This window comes from Nonomuraea fuscirosea, from assembly GCF_035917475.1.
In the GTDB taxonomy this organism is placed as follows: domain Bacteria; phylum Actinomycetota; class Actinomycetes; order Streptosporangiales; family Streptosporangiaceae; genus Nonomuraea; species Nonomuraea fuscirosea.
On record NZ_CP109074.1, the window covers coordinates 3,934,502 to 3,956,559 of the forward strand.

A 22,058-nucleotide genomic window follows, 5' to 3' on the forward strand; every position below is an offset into this window, starting at 1 on the left:
ACTGTTCGGTGGTGGAGACGCGGGCGTAGCCGAGTTCAAGTCTCGCCTGGAGATGATCATTACCAGTTCCCACTCCGATATTCGTACCGAAAAGGCTCGGTACAGACTTTCTGGAACAGTTGTCGTGGGACGAACGGTGTCCGTCGGTTTCCGGTCCTCGCGGGATGGTGGCAGGGTGAGCACTTCGCCGGGCAGGGTTGAGATTGCTGGGACAGAATGGCCCGCATGTCTGCCTTGCCCGAAGATCACGTTGCGACCGCGAACACCTCCTCGCTCAACGACTACGACCTGATGGCCGAGGGGTACTCCACCGAGAACGACAGCAATCTGCTCAACGCCTACTACGAGCGGCCCGCGATGCTGGAGCTGGCCGGGGAGGTGGCAGGAAGGCGCATCCTCGACGCCGGGTGCGGCTCGGGGCCGCTGTTCGCCGAGCTGCGTGAGCGGGGTGCCGTCGTGACCGGCGTCGACGCGAGTGCCGGGATGCTGGAGCTGGCCCGGCGGCGGCTGGGCGACGACGCGGACCTGCGGGTCGCCGATCTGGCCGGCCTGCTGCCCTTCCCCGACGAGACGTTCGACGACGTCATCGCGTCCCTGGTGCTGCACTATCTCGAAGACTGGGGGCCGACGCTGGCCGAGCTGCGACGTGTGCTGAAGCCTGGTGGCAGGCTTCTCGTCTCGGTCGACCATCCCTTCAGCGTCACTTTCTTCCAGCAGCTGGCCGGGGAGAAGCCCAGGTACTTCGAGACCCGCAGCCGTACCGACGAATGGACCTTGGGCGGGCGGACCGTCCAGATGAGGTTCTGGGACCGGCCGCTGCACGCGATGACCGAAGCCTTCACCGCGGCGGGCTTCCGGATCAGCGTCGTCAGCGAACCGCCGTTCGTGCCGGCCGCCCGCGACGTGTTCCCCGAAGAGCTGAGCGACATCGAGCCCACGCGGACGAGGTTCCTGTGCTTCCTGTTCTTCGTCCTCGAAGCAGATCAGGTGCCTCATGATGATCGATCGTCGTGACTGAGGGTCCGGCTCAGGGGAGGACGGTCGCGGGGGTACGTGCCGTGTGACGCAGGCGGGCGGCGTCCTGGCTGGGCGGCAGGCCGAACTGGCGGCGGTACTCCCGGCTGAACTGCGACGGATTGTCGTAGCCGACCCGCTGGCAGACGCCCATGACGTCGTTCGGGTGGGTGGCGAGCAGCAGCCGGGCCTCCTGCAGCCGGATCCGCTTCTGGAACTGGATGGGGCTCATCGCGGTCACCGCGTGGAAGTTGCGGTAGAACGCGGAGACGCTCATCCCGGCCAGCCTCGCGACGTCCTCGACCCGGAAGGGCTGCGCGTAGTGCTCGCGGATCCAGCGCACGGCCCTGGCGACGTGGCTGAGACCGCTGTCGGTGAGGCCGAGCTGGCGTACCGTCGCCCCCTGCTCGCCGCTGATCACCCGCCACAGGATCTCGCGTTTGATCAGCGGGGCCAGCACGGCCCGGTCGCGGCGCTCGTCGAGCAGGCGCAGCAGCCGCACCACCGCGTCGAGCAACGCGGCCGGGGCGTCGCTGACGGCGATCCCCGACGTCGCGCCGCCACCCGAGGGAGGAAGGTCGCCAGGTCCGGCCGCCAGCAGCACCTCGGCGACGGCGGACGGGTCCAGGGTGAGCCCGAAGCCCAGCGCCGGCCGCTCGGGGTCGGCCTGCAGGAACTGCCCGGTGATCGGCAGGTCGACCGACGCGACCAGGTACTGGCCGGCGCCGTACTCGAAGATCCGGTCGCCCAGCGCGAGGCGCTTGGCGCCCTGCGCGATGACCGCCAGCACCGTGCCGGACATCGAGAGCGCCGGCGGTTCCGAACGGTCGATCTTCGAGACGAGGACACCGTCGATCTCGGTGGTCCAGTCGGGCCGGGCGTGGCGGGCCAGCAGAGCACGGAGTTCGTCGAGCGGCATACGGCCATTGCAGCACGATCCCGGGCCCCGATTCCCGCGCGTGAGAGGAATGTGCACGTACGGGCGAGGATCGGTCTAACGTTTCCGCAGGTCACGCCGGTTGAATGGAATCACTTCATTCCAAGCAGCCATGCGGACACGTACGCAGGAGGAACACATCATGAAGGTCGCCGTCGTCACGGGCGCCAGCTCCGGCATCGGGCAGAGCGCCGCCGTCGAGATCGCCAAGCGCGGAACCGGAGTCATCCTGACCTACGGCGCCAACGAGCAGGCGGGGCTGGACACGGCCGCCGCCATCGAGAAGGACGGCGGCAGAGCCGTCGCGCTGCCGCTGGACCTCGGCGACGTGGCCGGCTTCGCCGCCTTCCGGGACGCGGTGGCCGGCGCGCTGCGCGACACCTTTCAGCGCGACACTTTCGACCATCTGGTGAACAACGCCGGTTACGCCGAGGCGTCGCTGATCGAGGACACGAGCGAGGAGACGTTCGACAAGCTCATGCGGGTCCTGCTCAAGGGGCCGTTCTTTCTCACGCAGCGGCTGCTGCCCCTGATGGTGGACGGCGGGGCGATCGTCAACACGAGCAGCAGTTCGGCGGCGTCGGCCGGCCTTGAGCCGGGCTACGCGGCGTACGCGTCGATGAAGGGCGGCCTGGTCGTGCTGACCCGGTACATGGCCAAGGAGTTCAGCACGCGAGGCATCCGCGTCAACTCCGTCTCACCCGGACCGACCCGTACCCGGCTCGGCGGCGACGCCTTCACCCGGTTCCCCGAGGTCGCCGAGGTCCTCGCGGCGAAGACCGCGCTCGGCCGGGTCGGCGAACCCGGCGACGTCGGCGCGATGATCGCCACCCTGGTCTCCGACGAGAGCCGCTGGGTCACCGCGCAGGACATCGAGATCTCGGGCGGCTTCAACCTCTAGCGATCCGGGCGGCGTCGGCGTACCGCGCGGGAGTGCCGGTCCCGGCTGATAGTCATGATCACGCAGTGTCCCGACCACGAGTGGAGCCGTGTGATGACGTCAGCGAGCAGATGGGATCATCTTGGTCCCGCCATGAGCGCCGTCTACCCGGCGATCACCCGGCACCTCGGCTGGGCGAGGTCAACGGTTCAGGACGGCGTGCCGCTGGCATGATCGGCGAGAGAAGGGACGAAGCAGGTGCCGCGCCCTGGCCGAGTGGTGTTCGTCGACTGGCACGGTGTGCTTTCCTGTGACCCCTTCTGGGCGTCCATCCGGGATAACGCCCGGCATCCGCTGCACGCGCAACTGGTGGCGAGTCTCGCCCCCATCTTCACCGGCGACGGGGCGCACGGCTGGATGAAGGGCCAGGTGTCGGCCGCTCAGGTCATCGCGGGCATGGGCATCCGGCTGGACCGCCGGTTCCGTGGTGACTTCCTCCAGCGCCGGCTGCTGACCGACTGCGCCCGGATGCAGGTCAACGTTCCGTTGCTGCAGATGCTCCGCGAGGTCGGGCCGGATGCCTCGATCGTCGTGTCCACCGACAACATGGACTGTTTCGCCGACACTTTCCGGCGGGTACGCGAGACCCGGCGCCCGGCAGGCCCTCGTCGGGGGACGTTCGCCGAGTGGGCCTTCGTCTGTGACGACCTGATCTGTTCCAGCGACGTCGCAGCGCTCAAGAGCGAAGGCATCGTCCGCTTCTTCGGGCCCTGGCTGAGCCGGAACGGCCTGACCTTCCAGGACGCGCTGCTCATCGATGACTCGGCGGACACCTGCGCCGCCGGGTCTCATCACGGGGCCGTGGTCGCGTTCTTGCGGGAGCGGTAGTTGGCCACCTTGACGCGATTGCCGCACTCCTCCATCCCGCACCACTGCCGGTTACCGCCCCGGGAGCGGTCGATGAACAGGCGGGTGCACTCCGCCAGCGCACACTCCCGCACACGCAGCTCGCCCAGCTCGCCGAGCAGCTCGGCCGCCGAGCGGGCCACCGCGGCGGCCACCGTGCCGACGTCTCCCGTCCGGACGAGCCCTGCGGGGGTCAGCCGCACCCCCGGAGGCGCCCCGGCCGCCTCCTCGTTGACGACGCGCAGGTCGCCGTCCGGCCAGGGCAGGCCGTTCACGCCGTGGATGACGAGCCGGTAGACGGCCTCGCGCAACGTACGCAACCGCCGCAAGTCGGCGTCGCCGGCCGCCGGCGCCTCGTTCGTCGCCCCGGCCTCGACGGCCCATCGGCCCAGGTCGGCGGGGGTGGCGAGCAGTTCTTCCGGCTCGTTGCGGCGCCACTTGAGGGTGCCGGCGAAGTCGAGGGCGAGGTTGCCGCTGACGAAGACGAAACTCACGACACCATCTTGACGGGTTACATCCGGATGCCGCAAGGTGTGCGTACACCACCTAAGCCGGTTACAGCACGCCTGGGAGACAGGTTGATCACCGAAGACGACTACCTCTACTACGTCGATCGCGCCCTGGACGGGATGGCCGCCATCGTCGCCGGCCTCGGCGATCGGCTCGCCAACACCAGGCCGCCGCTGCCCGGCGCCAACACCCCGTACGCGCTGCTCACCCACTGCCTCGGCGTGACCTCGTACTGGGCGGGGGAGCTCGTGGCGGGACGCGAGGTCGCCCGCGACCGCGACGCCGAGTTCGCCGGCGCCGGCCCCGTCGGCCCGCTGCTTGAGGACGTGGCGGCGGTGCGGGCCAGGCTCGCCGCGGACGTGCGCGCCGCCGTCCCCGCCGCCGGGCTCCGCGGCACGCCACCCCCGAGCTTCCTCGGCCCCGACCGCGAGCTGACCCAGGGCGCGGCGCTGCTGCACGTGTACGAGGAGCTCGCCCAGCACCACGGCCAGATGGAGATCCTGCGCGACGCCATCCTCGCCGGAGCGACGCCGTGACCGGCCGGCCGGCCGGACCGTTCGAGGCCATCGACGTCGAACGGCTGCGCTCAGGACACGGCGTCAAGTGGGGCTCCCTGCCGCAGGGCACCATCGGGGCCTGGGTGGCCGACATGGACTTCGGCGTCCCGCCCGCCGTGAGCGAGAGCATCCTGCACGTCACCGGCCGCGCGGACTTCGGCTACCCGTACTGGACGGGCGAGGACCCGGTGGTCGAGGCGTTCGAGGAGCGCATGGCCACCCGCCACGGGTGGCGCCCGAGCCCCGGCCGGACGCGCGTCTTCACCGACCTGCTGCAGGTGCTCCAGGTCATCATCGAGTACGCCACCGCGCCGGGCGACGGCGTCGCGATCCACGTGCCCGCGTACCCGCCGTTCCTGGCGAGCATCGCCCGCGCGGGACGGCGGATCGTGCCGCTGCCCATGAACCGGGACGAGAGCGGATGGCATCCCCCGACCGGCGACCTGGCCGGACACCTGCGCGAGCAGGGCTGCCGCCTGCTGGTGCTGGTCAACCCGCACAACCCGACCGGCCGCGTCCTGACGCCCGGCGAGCTGAGCGCGTACGCGGCGGCCGCCGAGGAACTGGACCTGGTGGTGCTGGCCGACGAGATCCACGCCGACCTGGTGTTCGCCCCGCACCGGCACGTGCCGTTCGCCTCGCTCGGCACGGCCGCCGCGCGGACGGTCACGACCACGTCGGCGACCAAGGCGTTCAACATCGCCGGGCTGCGCTGCGCCGTCGCGCACGTCGGCCCGGACCGGCTGCACGACGCGCTGGCCAGGGCGCCGCTCGACTTCTTCGGCACGCCGAGCATCCTCAGCCGGGTCGCCACCCTGGCCGCCTGGCAGCGGTCCGAGGACTGGCTGGCCGGCCTCATGCGCACCCTGGAACGCAACCGGCGGCTGATCGGGGAGTGGGCGGCTTCGCTGCCGTGGGACCCGGGTTACCACTCGCCGCAGGGCACGTACCTGAGCTGGCTCGACTTCACCGCGAGCCCAGTCGGCGGCGACGAGCCGGCGGCGCGGCTGGAACGCCTGGCGCGGGTCAAGCTCAGCGAGGGGGCCGAGTTCTCCCAGCACACGACGGTCGACACCGCCGCGTTCGCCCGGCTCAACTTCGCGACCAGCACCCCGAACCTCGCCGAGATCCTCGACCGCCTCGCCACCGCCCGCTCCCCGAGGCCGTGAGCGGCCGCAACCGGGACTGAGCCGTCCGGCTCGTGAGCCCCCGGGTGGGCCCCGCTCGCGGACGATCGGGTCATGCGAGTGCCGCGGCGATCCAGTCGGCGGCCGTGGCCAGCCAGTCGGGACGGGCGTTGCCGAGCAGGTGGTCGCCATGGGGCACGGACAGGTACCGCCCGTGCGGCGCCAGGCGGGCCAGCGGCTCGCCGCCGGTCACGCCGGGGATGACGTCCCGGCCGCCGTCGACGACCAGCAGCGGGCAGGTGATCCGCGGCGCGAGGGCGGACAGGTCCACCTGACCGGCGAAGCGGCGGGCCGCCTCCTCGCCGCCGGCCCGCCGGCTGAGCAGCTCCCGTACGGAAGGCGGCAGGAGCTCCCAGCGCAGCTGGAAAGGACCGCTCACGGTGACGGCGGCGGCGACGCGGCTCTCCAGAGCGGCGCTCTCGGCGGCGTAGTAGCCGCCGAGGCTGAGCCCGACGAGCCCCGCCCTGCGCGGGCGGAGCGCGTCGAGGACCCGGCCGATCACGCGGTGGTAGTCGGCACGGACGGTGCTGCCGGCGGCGAGCGCGCCCTGTCCCGGCCCGTCCATGGCGAACACGGCCAATCCCCGGCGCAGCAGGGCGGCGACGAGATCGTGGAACTCCTCCTTGCCAGAGTCCAGCCCGGGAACCACCACGACCGTGGCTGCGGCCTCGGCCGGGCCGCGCAGCCGGCCGGTGAAGCCGGGCCCCTCGATCCGGCGCGCCCGCGGCTCCAGCGCCTCCAGCGCGCGTCCCATGGCGGCGTCGGCTTCGGCCGCCGCGAGCGCGCTCTCGCGGTTCGGTCCCAGGGTGGCGAAGTGGAACCAGCGTGCTGCCGCCTGGAGGTGCTCGCCCGCCGAGATCGCCGTGCCCGCCCGCCCGGCGCGCGCCACGTGCTCGCGCGCGGAACGCATGAAGGCCTCGCCCCATTGGTCCAGGTCCGTCAGCCCGCCGGTGACGCGCAGGTACTCGTGCGGGTCCAGCCCGGCTCCGGTGGCGCGGGACAGGTTGGCGGCGGCGAAGTCCGCGGCGCTCATCGCGCTGCTCCGATCGTCGGTACGGCCTCGCCACGGCTCCGTCGTTCCCGGCAGATCAATCTACGCATGTGGCCATGAAACCGGCGAACGGCTTGCCTGAGCCAACAACCGACGCGAGCAGTCGACAACCAGAGGTTGTCGCCTATGGTGACAGCCGTGGACTTGGACCTGGCGCAGGTACGCGCGTTCGTACGGACGGCGGAAGAACTGCACTTCGGCCACGCGGCCGCGGAGCTGTCCATCTCCCAGCAGGCCCTATCGAAGCGGATCGCCCGCCTGGAGTCCACGCTGGGCAGCCGCCTGCTCGACCGCGGCGGCCAGGGCGTGCGCCTCACCGAGGCCGGCCGGCGTTTCCTGGAGCCCGCCCGGCAGACGCTGGCCGCCGCCGACCTGGCCGTCGCGGCGGTGCTGGACACGCGCCGCCCGCTGCGGATCGACGTGTGGGGCCACCTGTACGCGCCCATGCGCACTCTCGCCCAGGTGGCGACCGGCGAGCCGCGGCTGGAACTCGGCCACGGCCGCGACCTGCCGTCGGCGATCACCGCGCTGCTGCACGGCGACATCGACGCCGCCTTCGGCCGCGTGCACGCGCCGTTGCCCGCCGGGCTGACGCATCGTCTGGTCCGGTTGGAGCCCGTGGACGCCGTACTGAACGCCGATCATCCGCTGGCGGACGCGCCCGCGATCCGTCCGGCGCAGTTGCGCGACGGCGTGCTGTGGACCCCGGGCCCGCTGCACCGGCTGGACTTCCTGCACCGGTTCGCCCTGGCCTTCGGCATCCATCAGCACGCCGAAGGCACGAACCTGGGCCTGGACCACCTGCCCGCCGACCTGGCGGCCGGCCCGCGCCGCTTCACCCTGCTGCCCGCCGACCTGCCCCTCCCGCCGCACCCGGCGATCCGCCCGGTCCCGCTGATCGACCCCACACCGCTGTACGCCTGGTCGCTGCTCCGGCGTGACAACGGCGGCCACCCTCTGCTGGACACCTTGACCAGCGCCTTCGCGGCGGAGGCCGAGCGCCGTCGCTGGCTGGAACACGATCCGGCCCGCGACTGGCTGCCCGAGCACCCCGGCACGGATGGCTGAGCACCCCGGCACGGATGGCTGAGCGCCCCGGCGCGGACTGCTGAGCGTCACGCGCGTTACGCCCGCGTCACGGCGGTGAGCACCTTGGTGCGGGCGCATTGCCGCCGTGTCACCGCGATGGAACGGCCCGCTGTGACCCTCTTTCCAAGCGGACCCAGGAAGGAAGGTCACCATGGCGTCCATCTTTGACCAGATCGGCGGCGCGAGCGCGGTCTCCGCGGTGGTCGACGAGTTCTACCGGCGGGTCGTGGCCGACCCTGCGCTCGCCGGCTACTTCACCGGCACCGACCTGGACAAGCTCAAGGCCCACCAGCGCAGCTTCGTGGCGGCCGCCCTCGGGGGACCGCAGGAGTACCGGGGCCGGACGATGGGGGAGGCCCACGCCGGCCTGGCCATCACCGCCGAGGCGTTCGACACGGTGGTCGGGCACCTGGCCGGCGCACTGACGCACTGCGGGGTCCCGCCGGAGACCATCACGACGATCGCCGGCGCCCTCGCCCCGCTACGCGACCAGATCGTGGACGACCAGGCCTCCGCCGCCTGAAAGCCGTCCCGGCCGAGCATCGTCTGCCGCCTGAGACGGCGCTTGTTGCCTACGATGGCTCAGATGACGGGGAATCGGACCTACCGCATCGTCGATGAGGAACGGATCGACGGAATCCTCCGCCCGATCTTCATTCGGCGGCCGGTTGGGTGGCGACGACTCTCGACGAGGGCGCCCGGGCGAGCGCGCATGACCTGGCGAGCTGCCGGTTCGGCAAGGTCGTCACCTGGATCACAGCTGAGGAACTGCTCGGGGAAGTCGTCGACGCGATCGACCGGTTGAACGGGCCCTTCCCGGCCTCGACAAGAGTCGCCGATGCCGTCTATCCAACGGTTTCAGCTCTGAGCCCGCCAAGCTGCTCGGGGAGCCGCCCTGAGAGCGCAGCGGACAGCCTGATGCCGCTCGTCCGTCACTCCGGTGGGTGGGCCAGGATCAGCACCGTCGCGTCGAGCAGTCGTTGCCAGTCGGGTTCGCGCAGGTCGCGCCGGAGCGCGGCGGCGGTCGCCGCCAGGGCGTCGACGAGCCTGGCGCGGATCGCCCGCTGCTCCTCCCCGAGCGCCGCGGCGAGCCGGCCGACCTCGCGCCGGAAACGGGGGCTTCGGGAGAAGTCCACCAGCGACGGCGGCAGAGCCGTGATCATCGGATCCGCGGTCGGATCGGCGAGTTCGATCACCAGGCGGGTCCCCAGCGCGTCGGCGAGCCGGTCGAGCACCGCGACCGTCGGATTCCCGCGGCCGTTCTCCAGATTCGCCACATAAGGCACCGACACCCCGGCCTCCGTGGACACCGAGGCGACCGTCCTGCCGAGGGCGGCACGGCGGGCGCGCAACCGCCGGCCCAGTTCGACGTGATCCATGGAACTATCTTGACAGAATAATCAGAAGCACGCTTGTCTCTTGAGGGAATATCTCGGGGGGAAGAATGCTTCAGGCCTTGCGCGTACGGGACTTCCGGCTGCTCTGGATCGCACGCTCGATCGCCGCTCTCGGCACGGGGCTGCTCGACGTCGCGGTCCCCGCCCACCTCTACGCCGTCACCGGCTCGGCGCTCGCGACCGGTGTCAGCCTGGCCTGCAGATTTCTGCCCGCGTTGCTCCTCGGGCCGTTCGCCGGAGTCGTAGCCGACCGGTGGGACCGTCCGCGCGTCATGATCACCACCGATCTCGTGCACGCGACGGCGATCGCCGCGGTCCTGCTGGCCCGGACGCCTGAGACGATCTGGCTCGTCTACGCGGCGATGCTCGGTCAGGGCGCCGCCGCGGTGATCTTCCGCCCGGCCGCCCAGGCGCATACCCCGGCCGTCGTGGGCACCGGCACCCTGCTCAGCGGCGCGAACGCGCTCGGCGCCGTGTCCACCGGAGTGGCGAGCCTGAGCGCGCCGCCGATCGGCGGCCTGGTGTTCGCCACCGCAGGCATCGACGTCGTCGTCTGCGCCGCCGTAGGCGCGAGCCTGCTGTCCGCGGCGGCCATCGCCAGGACCACGACGAGGTCACGCGCCCATGACCGGGACCAGAACGTGCTCTCCGACCTCGTCCAGGGGCTGCGGCACCTCCGGCGAGCGCCGGCCACCCGGGCGCTGCTGGTCACGAACAGCGCCTACCTGCTCGCGAACGCCGGCCTCACCGCGCTGCTCGTCCCCTTCGCCGTGACCCGCCTCGGGGGAAGCGTCCAGGTCGGCTACCTGCTGTCGGCGCTGGGCCTCGGCTTCCTCCTGGGCGCACCCGCCAGCAGAACGCTGATCGACCGCTTCCCCGCCAGGACGACCCTCGCCGTCTGCCAGGCACTCGTCGCGGGCGCGTTCTTCCTCATGTTCAACGCCACCTCCCTCCCTGTCGCGCTGACGGCCGCGATCCTGCTCGGGATACCCGCGGTCACCGTGATGGTCGCCTCCCACACCTGGCTGCAACGCGCCACCCCGAAGCCGCTCCTCGGCCGCGTCAGCTCGGCCTTCCTCACCGTCGAGGCCGCCGCGAACATGGCCGGAGCCCTCGCCGCACCCGCGATGAGCGCGTGGACCGGCCTCGCGCCGGCGCTCAACGCGGCCTGCGCCCTCGCTCTGTCGTCCGCCCTGATCACCCTCTGCCTCATGCCGCGAGGCAGCCGCGGCCACCCCGGAGACGTCAGTGCCGCCGCATAGGCTCCGATCATGTCCGACGCCGTGCCCGGGACCCGTTGAGCTCATCCGGCGATCGGCCGGGTGGGCCGGTGCTACGGTGGGCTCTCACCGTGCGTATAAGGGGACGTATGTTCGGCATTGTCCGCCCGTGTCGGCACGTCCTGTGCAAAGGGCTCTACGCGGACTGGATGGGTCACCTGTGCGGGCTCTGCCTGGCGCTTCGTGACGAGCACGGACACCTGTCGCGGCTGGTGACGAACTACGACGGCCTGCTCGTGTCCGTGCTCACCGAGGCCCAGTCGCCCGCGTCCACGTCCCGCCGCAAGGTCGGCCCGTGCGCGCTGCGCGGCTTCAAGGGCGCGACGGTGGCGGAGTCGGAAGGGGTACGGCTGGCGGCCTCGGTGTCGCTGCTCCTGGCGGCCGGCAAGATGAGCGACCACGTGGCCGACGGTGACGGCGTGTACGCCCGCCGCCCGGTCGCCGCCGGCGCCACCCGGCTGGCCGGCCGCTGGTCCTCGGCCGGCACAGCCATGGCGGGCACGCTGGGATTCGACCCCGCCCCGCTGACGGCGGCGGCCGGACGTCAGGCGGTCCTGGAACGTGCCTCGGTACGGGCGTCTGCGGGGGCCGGACAGGCGCCCGGGTTACCGGAGCTGACGGCGCCCGCCGAGGACGCCGTGGCCGCCGCGTTCGCGCACACGGCGGTGCTCGCGGGCAAGCCGCACAACCGGGAGGCCCTGGAGACGGCCGGGCGCGGCTTCGGCAGGCTGGCCCACCTGATCGACGCGGTCGAGGACCTGGCCGACGACCGGGCGTCCGGGGCGTACAACCCGCTGGTCGCCACCGGCACCGGCCTGGACGAGGCGCGCCGCCGCTGCGACGCCGCGCACGCCGAGCTGCGTGCCGCCGTGGGCGCGCTGGACCTGCCCCGTCCCGCCTTGACACGTGCTCTGCTGGTCCGCGAGACCGGCAACGCCGTCTCCCGCGCATTCGCCGCCGCCGGAGCGCACGGCGACGGCCGCCCGGCCGGTGAGCCCGGCGCGCCGCCGGAGCAGCGGCCACCGGGAAAGCGGGACCCCGGTGGGCTGCTGTCGCTGGCGTGCACCACGCTGAGTTGCTGCACGTGCGGCCTGTACCGGCCCGCCTGGGACGAGGAGCACGAGAGCTCCTGCTGCGGGCGGCTGGACTGCTCCGGCTGCGACGCCTGCAGCAACTGCGGCGATTGCTGCTCCTGCTGCGGTGAGGACGGCTGCTGCGGCGACGGCTGTTGCTGCGACGGTTGCAGCTGCGACTGCTAGCCGGTGGCCCGCGACACCGGCCTGCCAAGACGAACGCAGGCGTGCTCAGCCCGCTGCTGGGCCGGCGGGCCTGCCGGACACCCTCACGCCGGGACACCGTGGTGGGCGGGGTGGATGCCGCGCGTTTGCCGTTCCGGCAACGGGATTTGAGCCCTCAGGACAGGGGTGACGACGATGGCCGAGGGCCGGACGACCGGCGTACCACGTGAGAAAGCAGGACTCCCATGCACGTCTTCGTCACCGGCGCGAGCGGCTACATCGGCGGCGCCGTCGCCACCCGCCTGCTCGAAGCAGGACATACGGTCACCGGCCTGACCAGGGACGCGGCCACCGCGGACGGCCTCGCCCGGCTGGGCGTCCAGCCGGTGGTGGGCGACCTGAACGACGCCGGCACGCTGGCCGAGCAGGCCGGCCGCGCCGACGCGGTCGTCAACGCGGCCGACAGCGACCACCGCGCAGCCGCGGAGGCGCTCGTCGCCGCGCTGGCCGGATCGGGCAAGCCGCTCGTCCACACCAGCGGCACCAGCATCGTGGGCGTCGGCACGAGCGGCGAAGCCGACGGGACGATCTTCGGCGAGGACCTGCTCGACCCTGACTCCGGCTGGGAGCCCGAGCATCCCGTACGCCGGGCCCGCCTCGCCCTCGACCGCCTCGTCCTGGCCGCCGCGAACCAGGGGGTACGTGCCACGGTCCTGTGCCACAGCCTCATCTACGGAGACGCGCGCGGCCTGCCCCGCGACAGCGTCCTGATCGCCGCGCTCGTCCGGCAGGCGCGGGCCGGCGGGGTGGTCAGGCACGTCGGCGCCGGGACCAACCGCTGGTCCACCGTGCACCTCGACGACGTCGCCGACCTGTACCTCCTCGCGCTGGACCAGGCGTCGCCCGGCCTGTTCTGCTTCGTCGAGAACGGCGAGGAGTCCTTCGCCGCCATCACCGGGGCCATCGCCCGCCGCCTCGGCCTGCCCGGCCCGCGCCCCTGGGAGCCGGGCGCCGCCGGCGACGTCTGGCACCCGGAGTTCGCCAGGCACGCCCTCGGCTCCAACAGCCGGGTCCGCGCCGTACGCGCCCGCGAACAGCTCGGCTGGCGCCCCCGCCACCGCTCGATCACCGGCTGGATCGCCGGCGCCGATCTGGGCGCCACGACACACCGGTGACGCGGGCGGCACGCACGATGGCAACATACCGATCATCTTCCGGTAATCGGCAGGACGGAGACTGGCCACCCAGCGGACATCCTGAAGGTGATCATCATGGACATCGACCATACGAGCATGGAGACGGCCGGCCGGGCCGTCCACACCGAGGGAGGGGAGTTCCTGCGGGACGTGAACCGGCTCGGCGCCCAGGTGGAGCGGTTCATCCCCTACTTCGGCAACCCGTCCAGCGACGAGGCCGCGCGTCTCTTCCGCCAGGGCGAGGAGGGCCAGGCCGGCTTCGACCAGGCCTATGAAGACCTGAGCAAGGCCCTGACGAACCTGGGCGAGGCGTACCGGGTCATCGGCTCCGCGGTGGTGGCGATGAGCAAGAACGTCAAGGCCGCCGACCTGGCCGGCACGCTCGGCGACAACCCGTTCATCAAGGAGCTCTTCGAGTTCGCCGAGCGCAAGAACGACGACATCGCGGTGCCGGCCACGCCCGTCGAGCGAGCCTGAGGAGGAGAACATGCCCATCGGGCTCGCGGGCAAGGTCGCCCTGGGCGGCATGGCCGGTGCCGGCGCGGCCGGGCTGCTGGCGCCCGAGTTCCTGTTCGGCGTCTCGTACCTGGAAGGCGACCCGGACAAGATCCGCGAGGCGGCCGAGGTCCTGGACGAGATCGCCGACGCCGTCGACAGCCACTTCCGCGAGGCGAACACGGCCGCCGCGGTCGTCTGGACGAAGAGCTCCGGCCCGGCCGTCGAGGAGTTCGCGAAGTTCTGGACCAAACGGTACGGCCCGGCCGTCCTCGCCGTCTCGCTCAAGCACCGCAGGGCGGCGAACGCCTGCCGCGCCTACGCCGACGTCATCGAGAAGATCAACCACGCGCTGCGGGTGCTGTGCTGGATCATGACGGTGGACATGATGTACACCATCGGGTACCAGGTGTTCACCTGGAAGCTGTTCCAGGCGATCATGAAACGGCAGGCGCTGCTGCTCAGGTTCACCGCGCGCCGCTACGTCACGATGTTGCTGCCCCTGTTCACGTACTACGTCGCCGACAGCGCCGCCTACGCCACCGGCGAGGTGCTGCTGCCGCTCGGGCTGAACGTCGCGGGCGGCATCAAGACCGACCAGCAGGGGAACGACGTGCGCTCGGTGGGCCACAACCTGACGGTGTTCCGCGAGAACTTCGTCGCCAACATGGTCTTCGACGGGGTCATCGACGGCAGCGGGGCGCTCATGGCCAAGGTGCCGGGCCTGCGCACGGTCGCCACCAACCTCACGCTGCCGAACGGCACGACGCTGAACACCGGGAACTTCCTGCCCCGGCTGACCGCCTCGACCGCGTACTCGATGACCCTGGACGCGCAGCACGGCGACAATCCGCTGCCCGGCACCGAGCACGGGCTGACCGAGCAGGACATGTACCAGAAGTTCATCGTCCACGGCAGCCGCAGCCTCATCCCGCGGCTCTGACGGGCGCCCCTGTCGGGTGCCCCTATCGGCCGTCGATGTCGAGGTAGGGCCGGGTCAGCTCCATGACCCGGCGGGCCGCGTCCTCGGTGGCCTGCCGCGACAGGTCCATGATCGTCTCCGTCAGCTCGTGCGAGGACATCCGCATCACGCGGGGGTCGAGGTGCAGCCCCACCAGCTGGCCCGAGGACGACACCCGGACCCTGATCTTGTCGTCGCGGCCGGCCGCCTGGCCGACGACGTCGCCGATTCCGGCCATGACGTCGGCGTACTCCTGGGAGTTCGCCCGGAACTCGGTCATGATCCGGTCGAGTTCGGGGTCGCCGGTACGTCGTTCGCGTTCAGTCATGGCGCATATCTATCTTAATGATCATATAAGTGACAACTGGTAACTTTTGCGACATATGGGGTGTGAGGGCTTCCGGCCTTCGCCCGCCGGTCCGCATGGGGGCTGGCACCCATGCCGCCACTCCCGTTCACGTGCTTTCATCGTGCGCGAGTCGCCGGCACGGCGACGCAGAATCAAGGAGCCGGCCGGGGTTCCGGGCCGTGACGGACGGTTCGGGTGCCGGGTCGTGACGCACATGGAGGCGTACCGTGGGGCGAGGCGAGAGGGTCGTCGCGTACGCGCGCGCACCCGTGCGCGGTCTGGCGCTGGCCGGGCTCGCGCTGCTGGGACCGCCGCTGCTGATCCTGATCTTCGTGGGCGCGCACGCCGGCCTGCCGTCCCCGGCGTTCTTCGTCGAGCGGGGCCGCCGGTTGCCCGCGCTGGCCCGCCGGCTGGCCGCCCGGTGGGGCGGCGCCGACCTCCCCTCGCCGTACCGTCCGGCTCCGCCGCCGCCCGCGCGCGATCCCGACGGCTGGTACCGCGACGGCGGCGCCCTGTTCCGCTCGGCGTTCCCGCCCGCCTACCTGGCGCGGCTGCGCTGGATCTTCCGAGACCCCGCGACCGTGCGCGACCTGGCCTGGATGGCGCTCAACCCGTGGATCGGCGGCCCGCTCGCGGCACTCGCGCCGGCGCTGATCGCCGGCGGGCTCGTGACGGCCTGGCTCCACCCGAACCCGGGCGGGCTCGCCCTCGCTGTCGCGGCGGCGCTGCTCGGCATCGCGCTCGGGCCCCCGCTGCTGCGCGCGCACACCCGCTGGACCCGGGTGCTGCTCGCCCCGCCGGCCCGCCAGGCGCCGGGCCGTGTCATGAGCGCGATCGGGCGGAGCGCCGCCGCCGGGGCACGCGTGTGCGCGAGCGCCGTCCTGCCCGGCGTGGCGGCGGTGTTCGCGCTGGCCCAGGTGCTGGCGATCGCGCTGATGCCGGTACGGCTGTGGCCGGAGACGGTGCTGGGCTCGCGCCGCTTCGTCTCCTGGCGCCGGGCGAAGATCGGCGCGTGGACGGGTGTACGGATCGCCGAGCCCTATCGTCCCGAGCCGCCGCTGCCGCAGCCCGAGCCGGACGGCACGTACCGGCTGGGATGGGGCCCCGTCGGCACGGTCTACCGGACGCGGGCGGCCGCCGTGCGCGCCCGGCGGTTCGAGTGGACGGTACGCGACCCGGCCTCATGGCGGGACCTGGCCTGGCTGCTCCTGGAGGTGCCCGTCGCCGCCGTGCTGTTCGCCGTACCGGCCCTGCTGATCGGCGGCGGGCTGATCCTGCTGTGCTGGCTGTGGGCGTGGACCGGGGCCCTGAGCCTGATCAGCGGGCTGACCTGGTCACCCGGCGACGTGCTGCACGCCGCCGTACCGATGTCGGCGAACATCCCCGCACCGGTCGCCGGCCTGGCCGCCGCCGCCCTCGGCATCGCGGCCGCCCCCGCGTTGCTGCGCTGCCACGCCCTGCTCAGCCGGGCCCTGCTCGCCCCGACCAGGGCGGCCGTGCTGGCGAACCGGGTCGACACGCTGACCAGCAGCCGCGCTCGGATCAGCGACGCCCAGGCCGCCGAGCTGCGCCGCATCGAACGCGACCTGCACGACGGCGCCCAGGCCCGCTGGGTCGCCGTCGGCATGACGCTGGGGGCGGCCGAGGAGCTCATCGACCGCGACCCCGAGGCCGCCAAGGCCGTGATCGCCGGCGCCAAGAACATGTCCGTGGCCGCGCTCGGCGAGCTGCGCGAGCTCATCCGCGGCATCCATCCGCCGGTGCTCGCCGACCGCGGGCTCGCGGACGCCGTACGCACCCTGGCGATGGACGCTCCGTTGGAGGCCGAGGTGCATGTCGACCTGCCGGGACGGGCGGCCGCGCCGATCGAGGCGGCGGTCTACTTCGCCGTGTCCGAACTGCTGGCCAACGTCGCCAAGCACGCCGCCGCCTCTCAGGTTTCGGTGGCGCTGACGTACGAGAACGGCCTGCTCAGAGCCACTGTCACCGACGACGGGCAGGGAGGCGCGGTCGCCGGCCACGGCGGCGGGCTGCACGGCATCCGGCGCCGCCTCGACGGGTTCGACGGAGTCCTCACCCTGTCCAGCCCACCCGGCGGACCGACCGCCGCCACCTTGGAGATCCCATGCGCGTTGTCCTCGCCGAAGACGTCTACCTCCTCAGGGAAGGGCTCACCCACCTCCTGAGAGCCCACGACGTCGAAGTCGTGGCGGCCGTCGACACCGGCGAGGAACTGCTCGACGCCCTGGCCCGGCACCGGCCGGACGCCGCGATCGTGGACGTACGGCTGCCGCCCGGCTTCACCGACGAAGGGGTGCGGGCCGCCATCGAGGCCCGCACCCGCCGTCCCGGCTTCCCCGTGCTGGTCCTGTCGCAGTACGTCGAGCAGATCTACGCCCGCGAACTGCTGGCCGACGGCGCCGGCGGGGTCGGGTACCTGCTGAAGGACCGGGTGTTCGACACCGGCCACTTCGTGGACGCGCTGCGCCGGGTCGCCTCCGGCGGCACCGCCATGGACCCGGAGGTGATCGCGAAACTGCTCGGCGGCACCTCGCCCCTGCATCCCGTCGCCTCGCTGACACCCCGTGAGCGCGAGGTGCTGCAGCTCATGGCGCAGGGGCGGTCGAACGTGGCCATCGCCGGGCGGCTGTACATCAGCGAAGGGACGGTCGGCAAGCACATCGCCGCCATCTTCGCCAAGCTCGGCCTGGACGCCGCCGACGACGTCAACCGCCGCGTTCTCGCCGTCCTGGCCTTTCTCAACCGCGCGTGATCACGTGCGCCCTTCTCAACCGCTCTCAACCGCGACGAGGCCTCGATCGCGGATGGCGGCCTCGCGGCCGGCCCTCGGTCAACGGGCGGCGCGGATGGACAGGGCGTGCCGGAACACCCCGCGCGGGTCCCAGCGCGCCTTCACCCGCTGCAGCCGGGCGTAGTTGTCCCCGTAGTAGAGCGTGGACCACGGCACGCCGGAGGTGTTCCAGGCCGGATCCGCCAGGTCGATGTCGGGATAGTTGATGTAGGCGCCCCCGTTGCCGCCGCCCGGCACCGGCACGCCGCCCGTGTCCGCGTACATCGTGCGATAGAAGCGCCGCACCCACGCGATGTGCTCGGCCCCGTTCCCCTCCTCCCACGTGTTCACGAAGAGGGCCTTGATGACGGAGGAGCGCTCGGCCACGGCGGTCGCGCCCGGGGCCACGGCGTTGATCCGCCCGCCGTACGACGCCAGCACCATCGTGCCGCCGGCGGAGCCGGGACCGGGCACGGCGAGATGATCGTAGGCGACACCGATCTGCCGGTCGGTGAAGCGCCGGCGCAGATGGGCGGACTTGGCCTTGAACATCCCCGTCCCCTCGTCACCGCCCAGTGCCTGCGTGCTGACCGCCTGGTACCACGGCATCCGCACGACCGGCGGGATGTGCGCCCGCGCGCTGACTCCCCGCGTCACCGCCGCGAAGTAGGCGGAGAGCAGGCGTTCGGCGTCCGGGACCGAGGACTCCATCAGAGTGGGCAGGATCATGCCGCCGGGGTCCGCGCCCTGGACGCGGCTCTGGACCATCAGCGCGCTCCAGAGCCCCGCGTACGGCGTGCCGGCCTCGCTGTTGCGTTCGTGCCACTCGCCGTGGTTGCGCAGCAGGGTGCTGAACGACTCTCTGGTCATGTCGGCCCACGACCAGGCCGGATGGCAGACCAGCAGAGCCGGCGGCGGCTTGGGCAGCAGCTTGGCCGGATCCTTTCCCGCGGCCTTCGGATCGCGCATCCAGTAACGCGTCACGACGCCGAAGTTCCCGCCGCCGCCCCCTGTGTGCGCCCACCACAGGTCATGGTGGGGGTCGGACGGGTTTCTGGTGGCGACCACCGCGCGTGCCCGTCCCGAACGGTCCACCACCACGACCTCGACGGCGTGCAGGTAGTCGACCACCGAGCCCAGCCGGCGGGAGTGCTGACCGTAACCGCCTCCGGCGATGTGGCCGCCTGCCGCCACCCCGCCGCACTGCCCGCCGGGAATCGTCACCCCCCAGCCCAGATACAGGCTCCGGTACGCCTGCATCAGCGTCGCTCCGGCCTCGATCGCGAACGCGCCGCGCCGGTCGTCGAAGTACACGTTCGACATCTCGCACATGTCGATCACGACCTGCGCGCCTTCGCCGACGAAGTTCTCGTAGCAGTGCCCGCCGCTGCGCACCGTGATCCGCTTACCAGCCCTGACCCCGTCCTGCACCGCCTTGACCACCTGCTCGGTCGAGCCGACCACGTGAAAGTACTCCGGTCTGGGCTGAAAGCGCTGATTCGTCCGGCGTACGGCGAGATCCTCGTAACGCGGATCACCAGGAGCCACCCGAACGGGCCCCAGCTCCTTCGCCTGCGCCCTCGACGGTGCGCCCAGCCCCACCGCCACCGTCCCACCGAGCGCCGCCGCCCCACCCACGAATCCGCGGCGCGTAACCTGACCCACGACCGACCACCTCCGGCTTTCTGCCTGCGTTGCAAGCGTTGTGCCAGCAACGCTAGGAGCGCGATCACCGCCCTGAGAACCGCCGCAGCCCCCACCCCACCTGGGCCCTAACCCCCACCCGCCCAACGCCCAACCCCGCACCCACCACCCCGACCCTGCACCTGAACGTCGCCCGAGCTGGCCGCAGATGCGTCGTCCTGAGCCTTTCGTGCGTGGCTGCCCCGTGCCCTCCACGGGCGCGCTGTCTTGAGCCTTTCGCGTGTACGCCGCCCCGAGCCTTCCGGAGCGCGCGACGACACTGACCCATCGGGCACCCGCCGCCACGAGCCCTTCGCGTGTACGCCGCCCGAGCCGTCCACCGTCGTGCTGTCCTGGGCCCTTCGTGGGTGCGCAGCCTGGAGCATCCCGGAGCGCGCGACGAAATGACCCCCGGGCACGCGCCACGAGCCCTTCGCGGACGGACCCTGCGCGCGACGAACCCTTCCTCCTGCCGAGCGCGGACGAAAACGCGTGATCGCCTTGTCCGTGACCCTCCCAAGCCTCAAGATCAATGAATGCCCCGAAACGGAACCGCGCTGTCCGTCCTCGCCGTCACCGCGTCCGCGTTACTGGTCGCCCTTCCCACCGAGGCAGCGGCGGCGGACACGCCGTTATCCGCCGCGATCTTCCGCGCCACGCACAACAGCTACTCGGGTGACATCAACGGTGCCAGAGACTCGATCGTCCGCCAGCTCGACAGCGGCGTCCGCTTCATCGAGCTCGACATCCACGACAACGGGTACGCCACCTCGAAGGACTACGCCATCGGCCACGACTCCCCGGGAAACCAGGTCGACCACTCGGGCAACCCGGCGTCGAACCTCCTGCGCGACTGGCTCACCGTGATCGACACCTGGTCCGCACGGCATCCTGCCGCCGCGCCCGTCGTCGTCGCGCTCGACGTCAAAGACGACCTGACGGACAACACCTCGTACGCCGCCGGCAACCTGGCCGCGCTCAACCAGGAGCTCACCTCCGTCTTCGGCACGCGACTGTTCGAGGCCCGGGACTACCCGGCGGGCCCACCGTCGGTGGACGCGCTGCGCGGCCGGGTGCTGACGGTGATCTCCGGCAACGGCAAGACCCGCGCCGCCTACAAGCGCGACGCGGGCAACAGCCCCGCCATCGCGATCAACGGGCGCGGTCAGGTCGTGGAGGTGCACGACTCCGGCTCCGGCGAGCTGTGGTACTGGACCGGCTCGTACGGCGCCGACGGCCGCGTGACCTGGCACCGCCACGGCCGTTACGACGACGGCGTCACACCGGCCGTCGCCCTGAACGACGCGGGGGACCTGGTCGAGGTGCACCAGTCCCAGAACGCCACCACGCTCTGGTACCGCGTCGGCCGCCTCGATGCCCAAGGCGAGATCACCTGGTCGTCCAGCCGCCGCTACGACGACGGCGTCCTGCCGACGGTCAGGTTCACCGACCCGGCGGGCACCCGGATCCGCGAGATCCACCGAAGCCAGAGCAACAGCCAGAACTGGACTTGGGACGGCGTGCTCGACTCCGGCGCGGCGACGGTCACCTGGAGCGGCAACGCCAGGACCTCCGACGCCCGCTACGACAAGACCACCTCGACCAGCGGCACGTCGCGCGTGCGCGTCTGGAACGGCGCCGACGGCCCGACTCCGGCGCAGACCCTCCGGGTGGACACAGACCGGCGCACCGGCGACCGCATCCGCTACCCGCAGCGCGCGTTCGTCGAGTTCCAGAAGGGCGACAGCGCGGAACTGCAGCAGGACGCGCTCTTCTACGCGGCACCCGCCGGAGAGTCCTCCTTCATCACCGCAGCACGCCAGGCGGGACGCCTCGTACGCGGCTGGGACATCGACTCGGCCGCCCAGGCCACCAACCCGCCGGCCACCTACCCGGCGACCAACCACCCGTACGAGACCTGGTACCAGAACCTCCTCACCCGCTCCGGCGCCATCGACTGACACAACCGACCCCAGGCACAAAGAGACGCCCGCCCACGGGACGGCCCACTCACAGCCCGAACATCCAGCCCCCGGCCAGCGGGTGACTCGCGCCCACACCGTCCAGCGCCCGGGCGGCGGGTGACTTGCACCCTGCACCGTCCAGGTAGCGGGTAGCAGGTGTCTCACCCCCGAAAGCCATAGGGCTCCGAGCGGTGGGTGGCTCGTGCCCTGAAACGTCCGGGCCGCAGGGTGGCGGGTGACTCGCATGCTGCACCCTCCAGAATCCGGGCGGCTGGTGACTTGCACCCCTGCACCGCCCAAGTCAGGGGCGGCAAGTGCCTCACACCCTGAAGCCACAAGCCTCCGAGTGCCGGGTGGCTCGCACCCTGCACCGCCCAGGCTCCGGGTGGCGGGTGCCTTGCACGCTGCACCGTCCAGGCTCCGAGCGCCGGGCGGCTCGCATCGTGACAACGTCCAGGCAGACCTCGACCGGCGGGAACCGTTCACGGCTCGGACCACCGGGAACCGTCACGGCTCGGACCACCGGGAACGGTCACGGCCCGGCCCACCGGGAACCGTTCGCGGGCCGGGCAG

General features: G+C 71.9%; 21 protein-coding genes and 1 pseudogene. 16 read left to right on the forward strand and 6 right to left on the reverse strand.

Annotated elements, in window-relative coordinates:
• Positions 1-216: 216 nt before the first annotated feature.
• Positions 217-1,014: a class I SAM-dependent methyltransferase gene (locus OIE67_RS17815; protein WP_326641689.1), complete on the forward strand. Its 798-nt coding sequence runs from the start codon at positions 217-219 to the stop codon at positions 1,012-1,014.
• Positions 1,015-1,027: 13 nt separating this feature from the next.
• Here the strand turns inward: OIE67_RS17815 and OIE67_RS17820 are convergent, their stop codons facing one another.
• A complete protein-coding gene (locus OIE67_RS17820; RefSeq protein WP_326641691.1) occupies positions 1,028-1,933 on the reverse strand; it encodes an AraC family transcriptional regulator in 906 nt (301 codons plus the stop codon).
• A 160-nt stretch (positions 1,934-2,093) separates the two neighbouring features.
• Here OIE67_RS17820 and OIE67_RS17825 point away from each other — a divergent pair, with 160 nt between their 5' ends.
• Positions 2,094-2,852: an SDR family NAD(P)-dependent oxidoreductase gene (locus OIE67_RS17825; protein WP_326641693.1), complete on the forward strand. Its 759-nt coding sequence runs from the start codon at positions 2,094-2,096 to the stop codon at positions 2,850-2,852.
• 255 nt (positions 2,853-3,107) lie between these two features.
• Positions 3,108-3,719 (forward strand): hypothetical protein, encoded by a 612-nt coding sequence (locus OIE67_RS17830; RefSeq protein ID WP_326641695.1) that lies wholly within the window; start codon positions 3,108-3,110, stop codon positions 3,717-3,719.
• Here OIE67_RS17830 and OIE67_RS17835 read toward each other — a convergent pair.
• Positions 3,683-4,231, reverse strand: coding sequence for a CGNR zinc finger domain-containing protein (locus OIE67_RS17835; RefSeq protein WP_326641697.1), 549 nt, complete (start codon positions 4,229-4,231; stop codon positions 3,683-3,685). The two genes, OIE67_RS17830 and OIE67_RS17835, sit on opposite strands and share 37 nt — an antisense overlap.
• 84 nt (positions 4,232-4,315) lie before the next feature.
• Between OIE67_RS17835 and OIE67_RS17840 the strand changes: the two genes are divergently transcribed.
• Together OIE67_RS17840 and OIE67_RS17845 are read left to right on the forward strand one after the other, a co-directional pair.
• Complete coding sequence (locus OIE67_RS17840) at positions 4,316-4,783, forward strand: mycothiol transferase (protein WP_326641699.1); 468 nt, start codon at positions 4,316-4,318, stop codon at positions 4,781-4,783.
• A complete protein-coding gene (locus OIE67_RS17845; protein ID WP_326641700.1) occupies positions 4,780-5,973 on the forward strand; it encodes a MalY/PatB family protein in 1,194 nt (397 codons plus the stop codon). The genes OIE67_RS17840 and OIE67_RS17845 overlap by 4 nt, the downstream gene beginning before the upstream one ends.
• Before the next feature lie 70 nt (positions 5,974-6,043).
• On the opposite strand, the gene OIE67_RS17850 is transcribed toward OIE67_RS17845, so the two are convergent.
• A complete protein-coding gene (locus tag OIE67_RS17850) occupies positions 6,044-7,024 on the reverse strand; it encodes an alpha/beta hydrolase family protein (RefSeq protein WP_326641702.1) in 981 nt (326 codons plus the stop codon).
• 156 nt (positions 7,025-7,180) lie between these two features.
• On the opposite strand from OIE67_RS17850, the gene OIE67_RS17855 reads away from it, so the two are divergent.
• The 3 genes and pseudogenes from OIE67_RS17855 to OIE67_RS55755 all read left to right on the forward strand — a co-directional run.
• Positions 7,181-8,110 carry a LysR family transcriptional regulator gene (locus OIE67_RS17855; RefSeq protein ID WP_326641704.1) on the forward strand — a complete coding sequence of 310 codons (930 nt, stop codon included), beginning with the start codon at positions 7,181-7,183 and terminating at the stop codon, positions 8,108-8,110.
• Between the two features lie 172 nt (positions 8,111-8,282).
• Positions 8,283-8,654, forward strand: a complete 372-nt coding sequence (locus OIE67_RS17860) for a group I truncated hemoglobin (RefSeq protein WP_326641706.1) — start codon at positions 8,283-8,285, stop codon at positions 8,652-8,654.
• A 149-nt stretch (positions 8,655-8,803) separates the two neighbouring features.
• Positions 8,804-8,929: pseudogene (locus OIE67_RS55755) on the forward strand (DUF7638 domain-containing protein); the annotation flags it as partial.
• Positions 8,930-9,063: 134 nt separating this feature from the next.
• Here the strand turns inward: OIE67_RS55755 and OIE67_RS17865 are convergent.
• Positions 9,064-9,510: a helix-turn-helix domain-containing protein gene (locus tag OIE67_RS17865; RefSeq protein WP_326641708.1), complete on the reverse strand. Its 447-nt coding sequence runs from the start codon at positions 9,508-9,510 to the stop codon at positions 9,064-9,066.
• 77 nt (positions 9,511-9,587) lie between these two features.
• On the opposite strand from OIE67_RS17865, the gene OIE67_RS17870 reads away from it, so the two are divergent.
• The 5 genes from OIE67_RS17870 (at position 9,588) to OIE67_RS17890 (ending at position 14,680) form a co-directional block, all read left to right on the forward strand.
• Positions 9,588-10,790: an MFS transporter gene (locus OIE67_RS17870; RefSeq protein ID WP_326641711.1), complete on the forward strand. Its 1,203-nt coding sequence runs from the start codon at positions 9,588-9,590 to the stop codon at positions 10,788-10,790.
• 107 nt (positions 10,791-10,897) lie between these two features.
• Complete coding sequence (locus OIE67_RS17875) at positions 10,898-12,067, forward strand: DUF5685 family protein (protein WP_326641713.1); 1,170 nt, start codon at positions 10,898-10,900, stop codon at positions 12,065-12,067.
• 224 nt (positions 12,068-12,291) lie between these two features.
• Positions 12,292-13,221 (forward strand): NAD-dependent epimerase/dehydratase family protein, encoded by a 930-nt coding sequence (locus OIE67_RS17880; RefSeq protein ID WP_326641715.1) that lies wholly within the window; start codon positions 12,292-12,294, stop codon positions 13,219-13,221.
• Positions 13,222-13,317: 96 nt separating this feature from the next.
• Positions 13,318-13,719: a hypothetical protein gene (locus OIE67_RS17885; protein WP_326641716.1), complete on the forward strand. Its 402-nt coding sequence runs from the start codon at positions 13,318-13,320 to the stop codon at positions 13,717-13,719.
• 10 nt (positions 13,720-13,729) lie between these two features.
• Positions 13,730-14,680 (forward strand): hypothetical protein, encoded by a 951-nt coding sequence (locus OIE67_RS17890; RefSeq protein ID WP_326641719.1) that lies wholly within the window; start codon positions 13,730-13,732, stop codon positions 14,678-14,680.
• A 22-nt stretch (positions 14,681-14,702) separates the two neighbouring features.
• Here the strand turns inward: OIE67_RS17890 and OIE67_RS17895 are convergent, their stop codons facing one another.
• Positions 14,703-15,026 (reverse strand): hypothetical protein, encoded by a 324-nt coding sequence (locus tag OIE67_RS17895; RefSeq protein WP_326641721.1) that lies wholly within the window; start codon positions 15,024-15,026, stop codon positions 14,703-14,705.
• 248 nt (positions 15,027-15,274) lie between these two features.
• Between OIE67_RS17895 and OIE67_RS17900 the strand changes: the two genes are divergently transcribed.
• Both OIE67_RS17900 and OIE67_RS17905 read left to right on the forward strand, forming a co-directional pair.
• Positions 15,275-17,233, forward strand: a complete 1,959-nt coding sequence (locus OIE67_RS17900) for a sensor histidine kinase (protein WP_326641723.1) — start codon at positions 15,275-15,277, stop codon at positions 17,231-17,233.
• On the forward strand, positions 17,173-17,820 hold the full coding sequence (locus tag OIE67_RS17905) for a response regulator transcription factor (RefSeq protein ID WP_326641725.1): 648 nt from the start codon (positions 17,173-17,175) through the stop codon (positions 17,818-17,820). Before OIE67_RS17900 ends, OIE67_RS17905 begins: the two co-directional genes overlap by 61 nt.
• A 78-nt stretch (positions 17,821-17,898) precedes the next feature.
• On the opposite strand, the gene OIE67_RS17910 is transcribed toward OIE67_RS17905, so the two are convergent.
• Positions 17,899-19,503, reverse strand: a complete 1,605-nt coding sequence (locus OIE67_RS17910) for a BBE domain-containing protein (RefSeq protein ID WP_326641727.1) — start codon at positions 19,501-19,503, stop codon at positions 17,899-17,901.
• A gap of 554 nt (positions 19,504-20,057) precedes the next feature.
• Between OIE67_RS17910 and OIE67_RS17915 the strand changes: the two genes are divergently transcribed.
• A complete protein-coding gene (locus OIE67_RS17915; RefSeq protein ID WP_326641729.1) occupies positions 20,058-21,482 on the forward strand; it encodes a phosphatidylinositol-specific phospholipase C domain-containing protein in 1,425 nt (474 codons plus the stop codon).
• Positions 21,483-22,058: the final 576 nt, after the last annotated feature.

Bases quoted from the DNA above. Each gene is read 5' to 3' on its own strand.
- OIE67_RS17895 (WP_326641721.1), bottom strand. From the start codon at position 15,026: ATGACTGAACGCGAACGACGTACCGGCGACCCCGAACTCGACCGGATC.
- OIE67_RS17915 (WP_326641729.1), top strand. From the start codon at position 20,058: ATGCCCCGAAACGGAACCGCGCTGTCCGTCCTCGCCGTCACCGCGTCC.
- OIE67_RS17850 (WP_326641702.1), bottom strand. From the start codon at position 7,024: ATGAGCGCCGCGGACTTCGCCGCCGCCAACCTGTCCCGCGCCACCGGA.
- OIE67_RS17815 (WP_326641689.1), top strand. From the start codon at position 217: ATGGCCCGCATGTCTGCCTTGCCCGAAGATCACGTTGCGACCGCGAAC.
- OIE67_RS17905 (WP_326641725.1), top strand. From the start codon at position 17,173: ATGCGCGTTGTCCTCGCCGAAGACGTCTACCTCCTCAGGGAAGGGCTC.
- OIE67_RS17880 (WP_326641715.1), top strand. From the start codon at position 12,292: ATGCACGTCTTCGTCACCGGCGCGAGCGGCTACATCGGCGGCGCCGTC.
- OIE67_RS17890 (WP_326641719.1), top strand. From the start codon at position 13,730: ATGCCCATCGGGCTCGCGGGCAAGGTCGCCCTGGGCGGCATGGCCGGT.
- OIE67_RS17825 (WP_326641693.1), top strand. From the start codon at position 2,094: ATGAAGGTCGCCGTCGTCACGGGCGCCAGCTCCGGCATCGGGCAGAGC.
- OIE67_RS17865 (WP_326641708.1), bottom strand. From the start codon at position 9,510: ATGGATCACGTCGAACTGGGCCGGCGGTTGCGCGCCCGCCGTGCCGCC.
- OIE67_RS17860 (WP_326641706.1), top strand. From the start codon at position 8,283: ATGGCGTCCATCTTTGACCAGATCGGCGGCGCGAGCGCGGTCTCCGCG.
- OIE67_RS17820 (WP_326641691.1), bottom strand. From the start codon at position 1,933: ATGCCGCTCGACGAACTCCGTGCTCTGCTGGCCCGCCACGCCCGGCCC.
- OIE67_RS17885 (WP_326641716.1), top strand. From the start codon at position 13,318: ATGGACATCGACCATACGAGCATGGAGACGGCCGGCCGGGCCGTCCAC.
- OIE67_RS17875 (WP_326641713.1), top strand. From the start codon at position 10,898: ATGTTCGGCATTGTCCGCCCGTGTCGGCACGTCCTGTGCAAAGGGCTC.